This window comes from Pseudomonas prosekii, assembly GCF_900105155.1.
GTDB classification, from domain to species: Bacteria; Pseudomonadota; Gammaproteobacteria; order Pseudomonadales; family Pseudomonadaceae; genus Aquipseudomonas; species Aquipseudomonas prosekii.
Genome location: NZ_LT629762.1, coordinates 5856940 through 5874391, shown reverse-complemented (window position 1 = coordinate 5874391; position 17452 = coordinate 5856940). Strand labels below are relative to the sequence as shown.

Here is a 17452-nt window from a genome sequence, read left to right as displayed (position 1 = left end):
TGCCGATAGTGCTGAGGGAGTCAGGCCTTCTGATTTGCCAAAGTTATGACCCTCGCTCGCCACAGGGAGGTTCACTTACCCCGGCCATCCTCAATCGGCCTCAATCGTCATCGGTTACTTCGCTGAGATAGCGCCATCCACCAGCGTTTGCGCTTCGGCGACCAACTGCTTGAGGTGTTCGTCGCTGACAAAGCTTTCTGCGTAGATCTTGTAGATGTCTTCGGTGCCCGATGGACGCGCGGCGAACCAGCCGTTCTCGGTCATGACTTTCAAACCGCCAATCGCCTGATCGTTGCCCGGCGCGTGGCTGAGGATGCTCTGGATCGCTTCGCCGGCCAGTTGCGTCGAGGTCACTTGATCCGGGGACAACTTGCTCAGCAAGGCTTTCTGCTCAGGATTGGCTTTGGCATCGACACGCACCGAGAACGGTTCGCCCAGTTCGTCAGTCAAGGCGCGATAAGCCTGGCTCGGGTCGCGGCCAGTGCGCGCGGTCATTTCTGCCGCCAGCAACGCCGGGATCAAGCCATCCTTGTCGGTGCTCCAGACGCCGCCGTCCTTGCGCAGGAACGAGGCACCGGCGCTTTCTTCGCCGCCGAAACCTAGCGAGCCGTCGAACAAACCGTCAGCGAACCATTTGAAGCCGACCGGCACTTCGTACAGACGACGGCCGAGGCGTTTGGCCACGCGATCGATCAAGCCACTGCTGACCACGGTTTTACCCACGGCGGCATCAGCACGCCACTGCGGGCGGTTCTGGAACAGATAGTCGATGGACACCGCGAGGTAGTTGTTCGGCGCCAACAGGCCGCCGGACGGGGTGACGATGCCGTGGCGGTCGTGATCCGGGTCGCAACCGAAGGCGACATCGAAGCGGTCTTTGAGACCGATCAAACCTTGCATGGCGTGCGTGGACGACGGGTCCATGCGGATCTGCCCGTCCCAATCGACGGTCATGAAACGGAAGGTCGGATCAACTTGGGTGTTAACCACTTCCAGGTCCAGACGGTAATGCTCGGCAATCGCCGACCAGTAGCGAACCCCTGCTCCGCCCAGCGGATCGACGCCCAAATGCAGCTTGGCGTCGCGAATCGCGTCGAAGTCGATCACGTTGATCAGGTCGGCAACGTAAGTGTTGAGGTAATCGTGGCGATGGGTGGTGCTGGCCTTGAGCGCCTGCTCGTAGCTGATGCGTTTCACGCCCGCCAGTTTGTTGCCGAGCAGTTCGTTGGCCTTGGCTTCGATCCACTTGGTGATGTGCGTATCGGCCGGGCCACCGTTGGTGGGGTTGTACTTGTAGCCACCGCTTTGCGGCGGATTGTGCGACGGCGTGATGACGATGCCGTCCGCCAGGCCCGAGGTGCGGCCGCGGTTGTAGCAAAGGATTGCGTGGGAAATCGCCGGGGTCGGGGTGTACTCGTCGCCCTCGGCAATCATTACGGTGACGCCATTGGCCGCAAGCACTTCGAGCGCGCTGGCGCCAGCCGGGGTCGAAAGCGCGTGGGTGTCGATGCCGACAAACAGCGGACCGTCGATGCCTTGGGCTTCGCGGTACAGGCAGATCGCCTGACTGATCGCCAGCACGTGCCATTCGTTGAAACTCAAGTCGAAGGAGCTGCCGCGGTGACCGGACGTGCCGAAAGCAACACGCTGTGTAGAAACGGAAGCATCAGGCTGGCCGGTGTAATAAGCCGTTACCAGTCGCGGGATGTCGACCAACAACTCTGCCGGTGCCGTTTTGCCCGCAAAAGGACTGAGTGTCATGCAAAACCTCTGGAATCGAGTGGTTCAGGAATAGAGACGGAGTTTACTGGCAGTTTGACCGCAGCGCGATGCGAACGATCCCGCGTTGTCGAGGATCGTTGCAGACCGTCTCAATCAATCGTTTCCAGACGCAAGGCATCACCCAGCAGACTTAGCGCGGCGCCGAGATTGTGCTCGCCACTGAACGTGTGGCTCAGGCGCAGATGCTGCGTGTGCAGGCCTTGCAGGCTGAACAGCTCGCCCGGCGCGATCACCACTTGCTGTTTAAGCAGGCGCTGGAACACCCGGCGCACGTCCACCGGGCGCAGCGACCGCGCCCAGATCGTCGCGCCACCCTGCGGTTCGACCGGTTGCAAGGCGTCGCCGACCTTTTCGTGCAACAGCTGGATCATCTGCACCTGGCGATCCTTGAGCAAACGCCGCAGCACTTGCAGGTGCTGGTCGATGCGGCCATTGCTGTACAGACGCGCAATGGCTTTCTGGCGGATCGGCGAGAGGCGAAACGCACGCAGCAGGAAATAACGCTGCAATTCTTCACCGAGCTGCCGGGTCAGCAGATAACCGTAAGGCGCTTCCGGGCCGACGACTTTTTCAAAGGTCGAGACCACGATCAGTCGATCAGGATCGACCAGATCTCGGAATCTCAGCACTTCGCAGTTGAAACCCAGTTCGCCATAACAGTCGTTCTCCAATACCCAGCAGCCGTGCCGCGCCAGTAACTGGGCGATGGCCAGACGGTTGTCGTGCGGCATCTGGCTGCCTTGGGGCATGCTCAGGCCCGACGACAACATCACCAACCGGACCTTTTTGCTTTCCAGCACTTCCTGCAATTGCGCCACGTTAAGGGCGCCACATGCTTGCAGTGGCAACTCGATGACCCGCACATCCGCCGCTTCGAACAGACGCAAAATCACCCAATCGCACGGCGACTCGACCACCACACAGGCCTCTTTGAGTCGCAACACGGCGATCAGTATTTCCAGCACACCGCGCAAATCGGCGCCGATGTAAACCTCATCGGCATGCCAACACCGCGCCGGCGACGTGGTGTAGCGCGCCGCCAGAGCGATGCGCAGTTCCAGTTCGCCACAAGGTTGCGAGGCCGATGGCGGACGGCGCGGATATTGGCGCAGCAGTTCGCGCTCAAGCATCAGCAACGGGCTATCGAGCGGCTGCAGCAACGCCGGCTCGTCGGCGCTGAGCACCAGCATGTCGGGCCGCCGCGCGTTGAAATAGACTGTTTCGAGCAAATCCTGACTATGGGACCGCATCCCCAGCGCCGCCATCGGCAGCGAGTAATAACCCGATTTGGCCACCGAGTAGACCCGCCCTTCCTTCTCCAATAATGAGTAGGCGTACTGAATGGTCGAGATCGACACATTCAGACGCAGGGACAATTGGCGCAACGAAGGCAGGCGAATGGACGTGCCGCAGTCCGGCCCATTGATCAGGTGCGTGAGGTATCGATAAACCGCCTGATAAGCAAAATCCGTTTCCCTGGGGCCCTTCATCGTTGATGGCCGGGCACAGTGTGTGCGCGTAATCGAGCGTGTGTGGATCGGGCCAGTCCGTGCACCTTCAAAGCCCCGCTGACAATTCGCCGGTTGTCATCGCATCATCATCGCAAGCGTCATCGGCGACGTTTACTGCCTCAACCGTTACCGGGCGCATTTTATAGAGCGTGCCGATCAGGCGAACCGGCAAGCCGCTGACATCGACCATCCATTGCACCACCTGCTCCGGTGCCTGATAGCCCTGCATTGCCCTGTGCAAATCGGGCATGGCCACGAGCATGCCGGGATGACAACTGCGCAGGAACTGCTCCAGCCCCGCACCGCCATCGACGAAGGGTGCGAACAACAGGCAAATCAGTTGCGCTTCGCTGAGGCCAAGGGTTTTCTGCGCTTCGGTTGCCGCTTGCAAGCGCCGTTCGGCCAGGGTGGCGGGATTACCGAAAGTGCTCAGCGCCAGTTCGCAGATGCGTTCAGGCACCAGTTTGCGCCGCATCATCACCATGGCTCGCTGCAGATATTCGGCGACCCCGCTTTCGTAACTTTCCCCGGCCAGGTAGCACGCTTGCAGGCCATGCACGTGCGCGGCAATCGTCGGGCTGACGTAGTCGCTATCGCTCAAATGCGCGGCCATTTCATCGCACTGCACACCGAGAAACTCGGTAAACAGCGGCCAGCGCTCCTCGAGCTTGCCGACCAGCATGTCGTGGATATCAAGATGCGTGGCGCGGCGGCAGGCCTCAAAGCGTCCGACCGGACGCCACGGCGCACGCTGCTGATCGGCATAAAATGCGCGGAAATAGTCGCTGCCCAAGTCATCGAGCGCAGTGAACAACATCTCGAAACCGGCGGTGTTGTAGTTCAGCGTGGCAAGGTCAGCTTTTTGCGCCGCGCGTCGCAGGCCGTCGAGAAAGTGCATCTGCTGACGCGGTGTGTCGCTGCTGATCAAGGCATCGACGCCGTTGTCCCACCGCGCAATTTGTCCGTAGAACTCACCCATTGCCAGGTAGCTGTCGTCCCACAGTTCCAGCGGCCCGTCCCAACTGCGGCGATGGCCAACCATCAACAAATTCAGGCGATTGGTTTCGACGCCCGCCTCGGAGGTCGCTGCCTGATGATCAAACGGTTGCACTTCGCGGTCATCGACCATCAGCAGTTCGACCCGAGGATCGTCGTAGAGGAACAACGCCGCGTTGCTTTTATGGATATTGTCCAGCGCTACAGTGCCGGTTGCGCTGGTGCGCAAGGTCGCCACGCGCAGCTGAAAAGTCGCTGGCGCACGGCTGGCGATATTCAATTGCGCGGCTCGCAGCAATGCCAGGGTGTAGCAGCTGTCGAGCGTGCCGGTTTGAATCGCCAACACCTTGAATTCACCGATGCGCTCTATGCCTCCGGCCGACACTACCAGGCGTTGAATCATCAGCTGCAAGGCAGTGCGCTCGGCCCGCGAAAAAAAACTCAGCAACCTTTGCAGTACTTGCTGGTAAACATAGTTCATTGCCTGATCGTGAATTGTGGTCATCAGTGTTTTACCTGGTATTCGGAAGTTCAGTGTCACGCAAACAGTGATAAAGACGGCGCGAACGATTCTCGGTGATGAAGTGCTGGGACCTTGTCATGAAATGCTAGCACTTAAGTTTTGGGTATTTATTTGAAATGTTTACACTCGATCTATATCAAAACGACAGCAACCTCCCCGCAAAGGCCCGCCCGGCAAGGCTGTCGAGATTTAGCACGACTTCCTAGGAAACTTCCGACAACGTCCCACAGACTTTGAGTACAAGAAATAGAGAAAGAAGACACCTTATAAGTTTCGGCAAAACGCGGTAGAGAGCTTCGCCACCGTTTAGCATTAACACGCGCTGTTTAAGAACGACCAAACGCCCACTCATGACTCATTCCTTGAGATGAAAGTAATCATTCAATTATCAGTGCTTATATGATGATTAGAAGATACAGATGAAAAGCAAAAACCGGTTCAGTTGCTGAAACGTCACAGCCGAAAACGACGATGCCCTCGGTGCGGGGAGCACCGAGGGCATCGGGTCAGCGCTCAGCGGCCGTGATTTACGGGCGCTGATGGAGGGTTTTACGCAGGCTCGACCTGCAGGGCGACGCGTTCGCGGCATGGGCATTCGTCCATGTAGCGGTGCGCTTCAACGAACTCGGCAAACGGGAACACCCGAGTCTTGAGCGGCAGCAGCACGCGGTCGGCGGTCAGCTGGTTGATGTCGCGCAACGCTCGTTGCAGCGCCACGTGATCCTGGACAATGCCCAGCTCCGGTTTGCCGGTGAAGTTGCCGATGCAGTGAACGAAGAACTGAATGTTCTTCTGGAACGCTGCACACGCCGGGAATGGCGTCTGGTTGCCACCTTGCAAGCCGTACAACACGAGGCTGCCGCGCGGTGCCAGGACATCGCCAAGCAAAGACATCTGCGGGCCGCCGAGACCGTCGAACACCACATCGACGCCGCGGTTGTCGGTGATTTTGTTGATCTGCATGAGCAGATCCTGTTCTTCGGTGACGATGACTTTCTCGGCACCCAGGGACAACAGATTGTCGCGTTCCTCGGCGGACTTGGTCGCCGCGATCACTCGTACGCCCAAGGCTTTGCCCAGTTGTACGAAGGATGGCCCTGCGCAGTGGCTGGCGTCGGTGACCAAAGCAAACTGCCCTGGTTTGACCCGTGCCAGATCGACGTAGGCGAAATAGGCGATCAGCAGCGGCGTGTAATGCACGCTGGCCTCGATCGGGCTGAGCACGTCCGGGTAGCGGGTCAGTGCCGAGCGTGGCAGAACGATTTGTTCGCCGTAGACCGGATAATCGTTAGGGCTCTCGGCCGGGAAACTGGCGACTTTGTCACCGATCGCCAGGTCTTCGACACCGTCGCCGACGGCGGTGACGATACCGGCCATTTCATGGCCAAGCCCCGAAGGAAGACGAGCGTGGGACGACGCCAGGTTCTGGCGCCAGAGAATGTCATACCAGCTGATGCCGATTGCTTCGACGCGCACCTGCACTTCACCCGGTGCAGGCAGAGCGGCCGCATGCTCTTCGCATTTGAGCACCTCGGCTGGACCAAACTTGTGAAAACGGATCGTGCGGGACATCGCAAACCTCGTCAAAGTAACCTCTAATGCCACGAACTCTATCTGGGCTTTCCAGCCAAGACTATCAGTGGCTATTAATAGTCGACATGCCTGTCATTGATTCCGCAGCGCCGGCGACATCGTCAGAATGCCGTAAAAAACCGAAGCGGCAATTATGTGAAAAGTGAATTACACGGTGCAGAGTAGCAGCCTTTGCCCTTAATATTCATGCCGGCCATTGTTCTCATATGGCCGCCCACGTCAAGTTTGCTGACCCTGCCAGGACTCCAGATGAATCGTAATGACCTGCGTCGTGTCGACCTGAACCTGTTAATCGTATTCGAAACATTGATGCACGAACGCAGCGTGACCCGCGCCGCGGAAAAGCTGTTTCTCGGCCAACCCGCCATCAGTGCCGCGCTTTCGCGGCTGCGCGGGTTGTTTGACGACCCGCTGTTCGTGCGCACCGGCCGCAGCATGGAACCGTCGGCGCGGGCGGTAGAGATCTTCGCCCTGCTCTCCCCGGCGCTGGATTCGATTTCCACAGCGGTCAGCCGCGCGGCGGAATTCGACCCGGCGACCAGCACCGCAGTGTTTCGCATTGGCCTCTCGGATGACGTCGAGTTCGCCCTGCTGCCGATGCTGCTCAAGCGCCTGCGCGCGGAATCGCCCGGCATCGTCCTGGTGGTGCGCCGCGCCAACTACATCCTGATGCCAAGCCTGTTGGCTTCCGGCGAAATTTCCATCGGTGTCAGCTACACCGCCGACCTGCCGGCCAACGCCAAACGCAAAGTACTGCGCCGCAGCATGCCCAAGCTGTTGCGCGCCGACACCGTGCCGGGGCCGTTGAGCCTGGATGACTTCTGCGCGCGCCCACACGCGTTGGTGTCGTTCGCCGGCGACCTCAGCGGTTTTATCGATGAAGAATTGGAAAAACTCGGGCGCAAACGCCATGTCGTGCTCGCCGTCCCGCAGTTTAACGGCCTGAGCACGCTAATCAGCGGCACCGATATTGTCGCCACCGTGCCGGATTACACCGCCGAAGCATTGACCGCCGCCGGTGGCGTACGCGCGGAAGATCCGCCGCTGCCGGTGCGCAGTTTCGAGCTGCACATGGCATGGCGCGGGTCGCAGGATAACGATCCGGGCGAGCGTTGGTTGCGCTCGCGAATTCAGATGTTTTTTGGCGACCCGGACAGCCTTGGCTGAGCCCGCATTTTTCAACGCTTGCAGGCGTCCGCCGACAGCAATGTCGGCCTATTCCCAGTCCTTGCAGAGCTTGACCAGCTCATCCACCACATACCGGACCTTGGGCCGCAGGTGCGAAACTTTCGGCCACACCGCGTGCACATCCACCGGTTCCGGTTCGTAGGCCTGCAACACCTCCACCAATCTGCCAGCGTCGATATCCTGCTGAAACAGACTGCGCGGCATCTGGCACAAACCGACGCCCGCCACAGCGGCGAGGATCATTGCCTCGCCATCACCGATCTGATGGCTCGACGGCGGTGCATAGCGCACCGTTTGCCCCGCCTGCATCACTCGCCACGACAAAGGCTGCCCGCGTCGATGCCCGACAATGCATCGATGCTGGATCAATTCGTCAAGAGTCTGCGGCACGCCAAAACGCGCCAGATAATCCGGTGCGGCGCAGATGGCCCAGCGCTGCCGGGTCAGGCGCCGCGCGACCAGGCCGCTGGTGTCCTGCAGTTCGCCGAAGCGCACAAGCAGGTCGATGCCCTCTTCGAAAGGATCGACCAAGTGATCGGAGAACGTCAGGTTCAGTTGCAGCGCCGGGTATTTATTGGCGATTTCAAACAGTAGCGGCGCCACCACGCGACGGCCGAACGCCACCGGGACGTCTACCCGCAAGCGCCCGGAAGGCTCGCCGGCGTCGGGGCCGAGCCCGCTTTCTGCCGCGCCGATTTCCTCCAGCGCGGTGGAGCAGGCAACAAAATAGGCCTCGCCGTCTGCCGTCAGGGAAATACGCCGCGTGGTGCGGTGGAACAGTTGTGTTCCCAGGCGTTCTTCGAGTCGTGCGATTGCTTTGCCGACGGCAGATTTCGACACACCGAGGCGCTCGGCGGCCTCGGTGAAACTGCTGGAACGTGCCGCGACTACAAAAGTAATAACGCCCTGAAACGAATCAATGGGAACCATGAAAAACGCCGACTGTAGAGTTTAGGTCTACGCAGATTATAGTTGCAGGCGGTTTATCGCCAAGTTATTCAACAGTAGGATGATTTCTCTCAAACAAATCAACGTCCAAGAGGATGACTCCATGCCCGTAGTACGTGTCAGCTGGTTCGAAGGTAAAGAGCACGCGCAGAAAGCCGAAGTTGCCAAAGACATCACTGAGAGCATCGTCAAACACACCGGAACTGACGCCAATTATATCTACGTCATTTTCGAAGACGTGGCGCCGTCGGACTGGGCAGGCGCCGGTAAGTTGTTCGGCGATGACCCGGCAAGCTGAGGAAACTTCCATGCATCCCTATATTTCCTGCCTGTTTTCCCTGGCGGTAAAACCCGAAGACTTCCCTGAGTTCAAGGCGTTGATCGTCAACATCGTTGCCGCCACCCGCGCTGAATCGGGCACTTTGGTCTACGAATACAGCGTCAACGCTGACAACAGCGTCGTGCACATTCTTGAACGCTACAACGCCGATGCGCTGATCAGCCACGTCGACACTACGTTCGCGCCGTTCGGCAAGCGTTTCCTTGAGCTGTGTACGGTCACCAGCCTGGTGGTCTACGGCACGCCGGATGCTGAAATCCGTAAACGTCTCGACCCGTTCGGCGCGGTGTACATGGCCCCGTTCGACGGTTTCGGCCGCTGAGCCAAGTACTCAAACAGGCTCGCCGATGTCCCGCGAGCCGCGTCCATTTTCCCTACTGCAGAGATCCCAATGTCTGGTATTGCTGAAGTTATCAAGTCGCGAATTTCCGCCAACAGCTACGACACCGAGCGTCAGTTGACCGACCTACAGATCAGCGACCTGATCGATCTGGCCACTCACGCGCCCTCCGCGTTCAACCTGCAAAACTGGAATTTCATCGCCGTTCGCAGCACCGACGCCAAGGCGCGCCTGTTGCCACTGGCTTACGGCCAGCAAAAAGTCGTCGACTCGGCGGTGACCTTTATTGTCTGCGGCACGCTTAACCCGCATCAAACCCTGCCCGCCGCGCTGAAGCCGACCCTTGAGGCAGGCATCATCGACCAGTCGATCTACGACATGTGGCTGGGCGCCGCGCAAGGCATGTATCACAACAACCCGCAGTTGCAGCGCGACGAGGCAATCCGCTCGGGTTCGCTGGCCGCCATGACTTTGATGCTTGCCGCCAAAGGCCAAGGGCTGGTTTCCGCGCCGATGATTGGATTCGACCAAGCCGCCGTGGCAGCGGCTTTCGAGTTGAATGACAGTGAGATCCCGGTGATGCTAATCACCGTCGGCTATCCGGGCTCGGCCAACTGGCCGCAAAAGCCGCGTAAAGCCGTGAGTGAAGTATTGCGGTTCGTCTGAGAGTATCGGGCTGGGCGCCAGTCACGACGCCCGGCCTTGCTGTTCCGCCAAGTTTGCGGTTACCGCCTACCCTAATCCGGCCACCGGTCTTTACATGAGCTGGAACACCGACAACGAATCACCGTTGCTGGACAACTTCATTGCGATGCTCGATTTCGCCAAGTAGTTAGTTGCTATCGGTCACCAGCCAAGTCTGTCAGAGACCAGGAAATTGAATCGCTGATGACCACCGCACGCCCTGGAAAATAATTGAAAAATAATGCTAAAGCTTTTTTCAATTTCGCCGACAATGGGGCGGGTATTCAGCATTAGAAGTTAAGGATAACGATGACAATGGTTTTTTGTCGTGCATGCGCCAAGGAAATTCACGAGACCGCCCCTTCATGTCCCCAATGTGGTGCCATCCAACCATTTGCCGCCGCGGCAACTAGTGTTGGCGGTTCTGCGTGGCTGGCAATTGTCTCGCTGATATTGGGCGTGCTTTGCGTACTCTGCCTGTTTGATGATTCCGCATGGGATACCGAGACCGCTACCGGACTGGCTACCTTTTCCGTCGCCGGACTTATTTGCGGGATCATCAGCATCAACCAGAAAAAACCAGGAAATAACCTCGCTATCGCCGGCGTGATCTTGTCGGCGATTGCGACGCTAACTTTCATTGGACTATCGATAAACTAATTTTAGGGAAAAAATATGAGCATGGTTTTTTGTAGTGGTTGTGCCAAGGAAATTCACAGCACTGCGGCGGCCTGTCCGCAATGTGGCGCGCCGCAACTGAACAAACAAGCTTTCACCGCGCCGAACGCCGGTGCGCAAGGCAACCCTTATATTGAAGTGCTGAAAAAATATGCAGTGTTCAATGGCCGCGCAAGCCGTCGCGAATACTGGATGTTCATTCTGATCAACCTTGGCATCTCCATCGCGTTCATCGTTCTCGATGCATTGCTGCAGACGCCGGGTATCTTCTCGAACATATACAGCCTCGCAGTGTTCCTGCCGGGTCTTGCAGCTGCTATCCGCCGCATGCACGACACCGATCGCAGCGGCTGGTGGATCTTGTTGCCAATCGTCAACATCGTGTTCCTGGCGCAAGACAGCCAGCCGGGTGTCAACCGCTTCGGTCCGAACCCTAAAGGGATCAACTGAAGTTAGTGTCGTGAGACGCTGATCGAGACGGCCGCAATGGCCGTCTCTTTGTTAGTGCAGTTGACCGATTGATCAGATACTTCTACTTTTGCGCATCAAGCAACACACTATTACTATCAGTCCAATTGATAGCACCCTAACGAAAGGTGCATGCTAGAGGGCTTTCGCCCCGCTTATATCATTCCGAATGATAGTTACCTTTGCCTCATTCGATTCGTGCGATACAACATCGCCGAGCATCATCCGCCCATCTCAATACATTGGCGGATGCATCCATGGAACAGTCACTCAAACATTTGCGCTTCCCGTTGGCCTTATTGGCCGTACTGGTGATGAGCGCTTGCGGCAAGACACCTGAGACTGCCGCCGCACCACCCGCAGCCAAGGTCAGCGTGGCCAAGGTGCTGGAGCAACCGGTCAACGAGTGGGACGAGTTCACCGGGCGTCTCGAAGCACCGGAAACCGTCGAAATCCGCCCACGGGTTTCCGGCCAGATCGATGAAGTGGCCTTCACTGAAGGCGCACTGGTCAAGAAAGGTGACGTACTGTTCCAGATTGACCCTCGTCCGTTCCAGGCCGAGGTCCGCCGCCTCGAAGCACTGGTTGCTCAGGCCCGCGCCAACGCCAATCGCAGCGAAAACGAAGCCCAGCGCGGTGAACGCCTGCGCACCAGCAACGCGATTTCCGCGGAACTGGCCGATTCGCGCACCAGCGCTTCGCAAGAAGCCCGCGCTGCCGTCGGCGCCCTTCAGGCGCAACTGGACCTGGCCAAACTGAACCTCAGCTTCACCCGCGTCACCTCGCCTATCAGCGGTCGCGTCAGCCGTGCGGAAATCACCGCCGGCAACCTGGTCACCGCCGACACCACCGCGCTGACCAGCGTCGTTTCCACCGACAAGGTCTACGCCTACTTCGACGCCGACGAGCGTGTGTTCCTCAAATACACCCAACTCGCCCGTCAGGGTAAACGCGGCGCGACCACTCCGGTTTACCTCGGCCTGTCCAACGAAGACGGCAACCCGCATCAAGGCGTGATGAACTTCGTCGACAACCAGGTCAACCCGAAAACCGGCACCATTCGCGGTCGCGCGGTCTTCGACAACACCGATGGCGCCTACACCCCGGGCCTCTATGCGCGCCTGAAACTGGTTGGCAGCGGCACCTACTCCGCCGTGTTGATCAATGACGAAGCGGTCGGCACCGACCTCGGCAAGAAGTTTGTGCTGGTGATGGATGCGGACAACAAGACGGTTTACCGCTCGGTCGAGCTGGGTCCGAAGATCGAAGGCTTGCGCATCGTGCGCAGCGGCCTGAACAAGGACGACACCGTCATCGTCAAGGGTTTGCAGCGGGTTCGCCCGGGGTCGCCGGTCACGCCTGAAGTGATCCCGATGGCCACCAAGGAAACCCTCGCCGCATTGGCTCAACAACGACAAGCGCTGGAAGCCAGCAACCTGCCCCAAGTCGCACCTGCCAAGGTTGCGCCGGGTTCGGTTGTGAAAGTGGCTGCCGCGACTCCACGCGGTTAAGGGACGACAACTCCGATGAATTTTTCCCAATTCTTCATTTCCCGGCCGATCTTCGCAGCGGTACTTTCGCTGCTGATCCTGATCGCCGGTGCCATCTCGCTGTTCCAGTTGCCGATCAGCGAATACCCGGAAGTGGTGCCGCCGACCGTTGTGGTCCGCGCCAACTTCCCGGGTGCCAATCCTAAAGTCATCGGCGAAACCGTGGCAGCTCCGCTGGAGCAAGCCATTACCGGCGTCGAGAACATGCTGTACATGTCCTCGCAGTCGACCGCCGACGGCAAAATCACCCTGACTATCACTTTCGCGCTGGGCACTGACCTGGACAACGCGCAGGTGCAAGTGCAGAACCGCGTAACCCGCACCGAGCCGAAACTTCCCGAAGAAGTGACGCGCATCGGTATCACCGTGGACAAGGCCTCTCCGGACCTGACCATGGTGGTCCACTTGACCTCGCCGGATCAGCGCTACGACATGCTCTACCTGTCCAACTATGCCTTGCTGAACATCAAGGATGAGTTGGCGCGTCTCGGCGGTGTCGGTGATGTGCAGTTGTTCGGCATGGGCGATTACTCGCTGCGGGTCTGGCTCGATCCGAACAAAACCGCCTCGCGTAACCTGACCGCGACCGATGTGGTGACCGCGATTCGTGAGCAGAACCGTCAGGTTGCTGCCGGTGCCCTGGGCGCGCCTCCTGCGCCAAACGCCACCAGTTTCCAATTGTCGGTCAACACTCAGGGGCGTCTGGTCTCCGAGGAAGAGTTTGAAAACATCATTATTCGCTCCGGCGACGACGGTGAAATCACTCGCCTGAAAGACATTGCACGGGTCGAACTCGGCTCCAGCCAATACGCCCTGCGTTCGTTGCTGAACAACCAACCGGCGGTGGCGATCCCGATCTTCCAGCGGCCGGGCTCCAACGCGATCCAGATCTCCAACGACGTGCGGGAGAAAATGGCCGAGCTGAAGAAGAACTTCCCGCAAGGCATGGACTTCAGCATCGTCTATGACCCGACGATCTTCGTGCGCGGCTCCATCGAGGCAGTGGTTCACACGCTGTTCGAAGCACTGATTCTGGTGGTTCTGGTCGTCATCCTGTTCCTGCAAACCTGGCGCGCCTCGATCATTCCATTGGTGGCGGTCCCGGTTTCGTTGATCGGTACATTTGCGGTGATGCACCTGTTCGGCTTCTCGCTGAACGCCCTGTCATTGTTCGGATTAGTGCTGGCCATCGGTATCGTGGTCGACGACGCCATCGTGGTAGTGGAGAACGTCGAGCGAAACATCGAACTCGGACTCACCCCGGTCGAAGCGACCAAACGGGCGATGCGTGAAGTAACCGGCCCGATTGTCGCCACGGCACTGGTGCTGTGTGCGGTGTTTATCCCGGCGGCGTTCATTTCCGGGTTGACCGGTCAGTTCTATAAACAGTTTGCGTTGACCATTGCGATTTCGACGGTGATCTCGGCGTTCAACTCGCTGACCCTGTCGCCAGCGCTGGCCGCTGTGTTGCTGAAAAGCCACGACGCGCCGAAAGACCGTTTCTCCAAGGTGCTGGACAAGCTCTTCGGTGGCTGGTTGTTCCGTCCGTTCAACCGCTTCTTCGAAAAGGCCAGTCATGGTTATGTCGGCACGGTTGCTCGGGTCATCCGCAGCAGCGGTATCGCCCTGATCGTTTATGCCGGGCTGATGGTGCTGACCTTCTTCGGTTTCGCCAACACGCCGACCGGTTTTGTACCTGGCCAGGACAAGCAATACCTGGTGGCTTTCGCGCAGTTGCCGGACGCCTCGAGCCTTGACCGTACCGAAAGCGTGATCAAACGCATGTCCGACCTCGCGCTGAAGCAGCCGGGTGTGGAAAGTGCGGTGGCTTTCCCAGGCCTGTCGATCAACGGTTTCACCAACAGTCCGAACGCCGGCATCGTGTTTGTGACACTCAAGCCATTCGACGAACGTAAAGACGCCAGCATGTCGGCCGGTGCGATTGCCGGAGCTTTGAACGGCAAATTCGCCGGCATCGAAGAAGCCTACATGGCGATCTTCCCGCCGCCGCCGGTACAAGGCCTGGGCACCATTGGTGGTTTCCGTCTGCAGATCGAGGATCGGGGCAACCTGGGCTACGACGAGCTGTACAAAGAAACCATGAACATCATCAACAAGAGCCATAACGTGCCGGAACTGGCCGCGCTGTTCACCAGTTACACCGTGAACGTGCCGCAGGTCGATGCGGCTATCGACCGGGAAAAAGCCAAGACCCACGGCGTGGCGGTCAGCGACATCTTCGACACCCTGCAGATCTACCTGGGTTCGCTGTATGCCAACGACTTCAACCGTTTCGGTCGCACTTATCAGGTCAACGTTCAGGCTGAGCAGCAGTTCCGTCTCGAGCCGGACCAGATCGGTCAACTGAAAGTGCGTAACAACAAAGGCGAGATGATCCCGCTGGCGACCTTCATCAAGGTCAGCGACACCTCGGGCCCGGACCGCGTGATGCACTACAACGGCTTTATCACCGCTGAAATCAACGGTGCAGCGGCGCCAGGCTACAGCTCGGGCCAAGCGGAAAAAGCCATCGAGAAACTGCTCAAGGAAGAACTTCCGAACGGCATGACCTACGAATGGACCGACCTGACCTACCAGCAGATTCTGTCCGGCAACACCGCGTTGTTCGTGTTCCCGCTCTGCGTATTGCTGGCGTTCCTGGTACTCGCAGCGCAATACGAGAGCTGGAGCCTGCCACTGGCGGTGATCCTGATCGTGCCGATGACCTTGCTTTCGGCGATTGTCGGGGTGATTGCCTCGGGCGGCGACAACAACATCTTTACCCAGATCGGCTTGATCGTACTGGTCGGACTTGCCTGTAAGAACGCGATTCTGATCGTCGAGTTTGCCAAGGATAAACAGGAAGAAGGACTCGGCCCGCTCGCTGCGGTGCTGGAAGCGTGCCGCTTGCGTCTGCGGCCAATTCTGATGACTTCCTTCGCGTTCATCATGGGTGTTGTGCCACTGGTCCTTTCCAGCGGTGCCGGTGCCGAAATGCGTCACGCCATGGGTGTGGCGGTGTTCTCCGGGATGCTCGGGGTGACCTTCTTCGGGCTGTTGCTGACGCCAGTGTTCTACGTACTGATTCGCAACTTTGTCGAGCGCAGCGAAGCGCGCAAAGCGGCCAAGGCGCTGACACTTGAAAAGCCACTGGAGTCGCATCAATGAGCCTGAAAGTCTTCCTGCCGAGCTTGCTGGTACTGGCGCTGAGCGCCTGTGCCGTCGGCCCGGACTATAAAACCCCAGCCACGGAGCCGGCCAACATCACGGCCGCCACCGATGGCGCCAGCGGTCAGAAGAACTATGACCGCTCGCGTTTCGAAGGCATCTGGTGGCAGCAGTTTGAAGACCCGACGCTGAACCAGTTGGTCATGCAATCGCTGCAAGGCAACCGAGATCTGCGTGTGGCTTTCGCTCGCTGGAAAGCCGCACGAGCGATTCGTGATGACGCCAGCAACGACGCGATGCCAACCATCACCAGCCGTGCCAGCAGTGATTTGGGCAAGGGGCAAATCCCTGGCCAAACGACCAAACGGGTCAATAGCGAACGCTACGACCTGGGCCTCGACATGGCGTGGGAACTGGACCTGTTCGGGCGCATCCAGCGCAATCTGGAATCCAGCGAAGCCGAGCAACAAGCGGCCGAGGCTGACCTGTATCAACTGCAGGTCAGCATGATCGCCGAACTGGTGGACGCCTACGGTCAACTGCGCGGTGCGCAACTGCGCGAAAAAATCGCCCTGGCCAACCTGAACAACCAGCAGGAATCGAGCAAGATCACCGTCAGCCTGCGTGATGCCGGCGTCGGCGATCAGCTCGATGTGGTCCGCGCCGATGCTCGTCTGGCCTCCGTCGAAGCCAGCGTGCCGCAATTGCAGGCTGAACAGGTTCGGCAGAAAAACCGCATCGCCACCCTGCTGGGTGAACGTCCGGACAAGCTCAGCGTCGACCTGAGCCCGAAAGATTTGCCGGCGATTGCCAAGGCTCTGCCGATCGGCGATCCGGGTGAGCTGCTGCAACGGCGCCCGGATATCCTCAGCGCCGAACGCCAATTGGCTTCCGCCACCGCCCGTATCGGCGTGGCCAAGGCCGATCTGTTCCCACGGGTCAGCCTCAGCGGCTTCCTTGGATTCACCGCCGGGCGCGGTTCGCAGATCGGCTCTTCGGCCGCCAATGCCTGGGCGCTAGGCCCAAGCATCACGTGGGCAGCCTTTGACCTCGGCAGCGTGCGCGCCCGTTTGCGCGGGGCCGACGCGGATGCCGAAGGCGCCTTGGCGACCTACGAGCAGCAAGTGCTGCTGGCACTGGAAGAATCGGAAAACGCCTTCAGCGATTACGGCAAACGCCAGCAACGGCTGATTTCGCTGATCCGTCAGAGCGAGTCCAGCCGCGCCGCTGCCGACCTGGCACAGATTCGCTATCGCGAAGGCACGGCGGACTTCCTCGTGCTGCTCGACGCTCAGCGTGAACGTCTGGCCGCAGAGGATTCCCAGGCGCAGGCCGAAGTCGATTTGTATCGCGGCATTGTCGCGATCTACAAAGCGCTCGGTGGTGGCTGGCAGCCGGAGACGATCGCCAGCAAGTAATTGGTTTTTTAAAGAGCTCCTTTGGTTGGCCGCAACCAACCAACTTTTTGGCCCAGCGTATCATTCGGTCGCGGGGCTTTTTTTTGCCTGCTGGAAACGCAATACCTGTCTCCCTGTAAGAGACACCCTGTGGTGAGGGGGCTTGCCCCCGTCCGACTGCGCAGCAGTCGTCAATCAGTGCACGCGGTACGCCTGACAGAATTCGATTGCAGGTTTTGGGGCGCTTCGCCGCCCCAACGGGGGCGAGCCCCCTCGCCACAAAAGC

General features: G+C 59.1%; 14 protein-coding genes. 9 read left to right on the top strand and 5 right to left on the bottom strand.

The genetic code is table 11. The features are described 5' to 3' along the window. Window positions 1–114: 114 nt before the first annotated feature. From pgm to BLU01_RS26470, 4 genes are all read right to left on the bottom strand, one after another. Window positions 115–1761: a phosphoglucomutase (alpha-D-glucose-1,6-bisphosphate-dependent) gene (gene pgm, locus BLU01_RS26485; protein WP_092281052.1), complete on the bottom strand. Its 1647-nt coding sequence runs from the start codon at window positions 1759–1761 to the stop codon at window positions 115–117. A 110-nt stretch (window positions 1762–1871) separates the two neighbouring features. Further along, on the bottom strand, window positions 1872–3272 hold the full coding sequence (locus BLU01_RS26480; protein WP_092281050.1) for an aminotransferase-like domain-containing protein: 1401 nt from the start codon (window positions 3270–3272) through the stop codon (window positions 1872–1874). A gap of 67 nt (window positions 3273–3339) precedes the next feature. Further along, a complete protein-coding gene (locus BLU01_RS26475) occupies window positions 3340–4794 on the bottom strand; it encodes a hypothetical protein (RefSeq protein WP_092281048.1) in 1455 nt (484 codons plus the stop codon). Between the two features lie 567 nt (window positions 4795–5361). Continuing rightward, the gene (locus BLU01_RS26470; RefSeq protein WP_092281046.1) at window positions 5362–6384 is read right to left on the bottom strand and encodes a zinc-dependent alcohol dehydrogenase family protein; all 1023 of its coding nucleotides are present in this window, start codon (window positions 6382–6384) and stop codon (window positions 5362–5364) included. A 270-nt stretch (window positions 6385–6654) separates the two neighbouring features. Here BLU01_RS26470 and BLU01_RS26465 point away from each other — a divergent pair, with 270 nt between their 5' ends. Then, window positions 6655–7572, top strand: coding sequence for a LysR family transcriptional regulator (locus tag BLU01_RS26465; protein WP_092281044.1), 918 nt, complete (start codon window positions 6655–6657; stop codon window positions 7570–7572). A gap of 48 nt (window positions 7573–7620) precedes the next feature. Here BLU01_RS26465 and BLU01_RS26460 read toward each other — a convergent pair whose 3' ends face one another. Further along, window positions 7621–8523, bottom strand: a complete 903-nt coding sequence (locus BLU01_RS26460) for a LysR family transcriptional regulator (protein ID WP_092281042.1) — start codon at window positions 8521–8523, stop codon at window positions 7621–7623. Window positions 8524–8644: 121 nt separating this feature from the next. Between BLU01_RS26460 and BLU01_RS26455 the strand changes: the two genes are divergently transcribed. The 8 genes from BLU01_RS26455 (at window position 8645) to BLU01_RS26415 (ending at window position 17187) form a co-directional block, all read left to right on the top strand. Further along, window positions 8645–8839, top strand: a complete 195-nt coding sequence (locus tag BLU01_RS26455; RefSeq protein ID WP_167370455.1) for a tautomerase family protein — start codon at window positions 8645–8647, stop codon at window positions 8837–8839. A gap of 10 nt (window positions 8840–8849) precedes the next feature. After that, window positions 8850–9203, top strand: coding sequence for a putative quinol monooxygenase (locus BLU01_RS26450; RefSeq protein WP_167370454.1), 354 nt, complete (start codon window positions 8850–8852; stop codon window positions 9201–9203). Window positions 9204–9272: 69 nt separating this feature from the next. Then, window positions 9273–9887, top strand: coding sequence for a nitroreductase family protein (locus tag BLU01_RS26445; RefSeq protein WP_092281036.1), 615 nt, complete (start codon window positions 9273–9275; stop codon window positions 9885–9887). Between the two features lie 327 nt (window positions 9888–10214). Continuing rightward, entirely contained in the window at window positions 10215–10565 is a 351-nt protein-coding gene (locus tag BLU01_RS26435) for a DUF4190 domain-containing protein (protein WP_092281032.1), read from the top strand. A gap of 15 nt (window positions 10566–10580) precedes the next feature. Continuing rightward, entirely contained in the window at window positions 10581–11033 is a 453-nt protein-coding gene (locus BLU01_RS26430; RefSeq protein WP_092281030.1) for a DUF805 domain-containing protein, read from the top strand. Window positions 11034–11308: 275 nt separating this feature from the next. Further along, the gene (gene mexE / locus BLU01_RS26425; protein WP_092281028.1) at window positions 11309–12562 is read left to right on the top strand and encodes a multidrug efflux RND transporter periplasmic adaptor subunit MexE; all 1254 of its coding nucleotides are present in this window, start codon (window positions 11309–11311) and stop codon (window positions 12560–12562) included. A 15-nt stretch (window positions 12563–12577) separates the two neighbouring features. After that, window positions 12578–15769, top strand: a complete 3192-nt coding sequence (locus BLU01_RS26420; protein ID WP_092281026.1) for an efflux RND transporter permease subunit — start codon at window positions 12578–12580, stop codon at window positions 15767–15769. Continuing rightward, window positions 15766–17187, top strand: coding sequence for an efflux transporter outer membrane subunit (locus BLU01_RS26415; RefSeq protein WP_092281024.1), 1422 nt, complete (start codon window positions 15766–15768; stop codon window positions 17185–17187). Before BLU01_RS26420 ends, BLU01_RS26415 begins: the two co-directional genes overlap by 4 nt. Window positions 17188–17452: the final 265 nt, after the last annotated feature.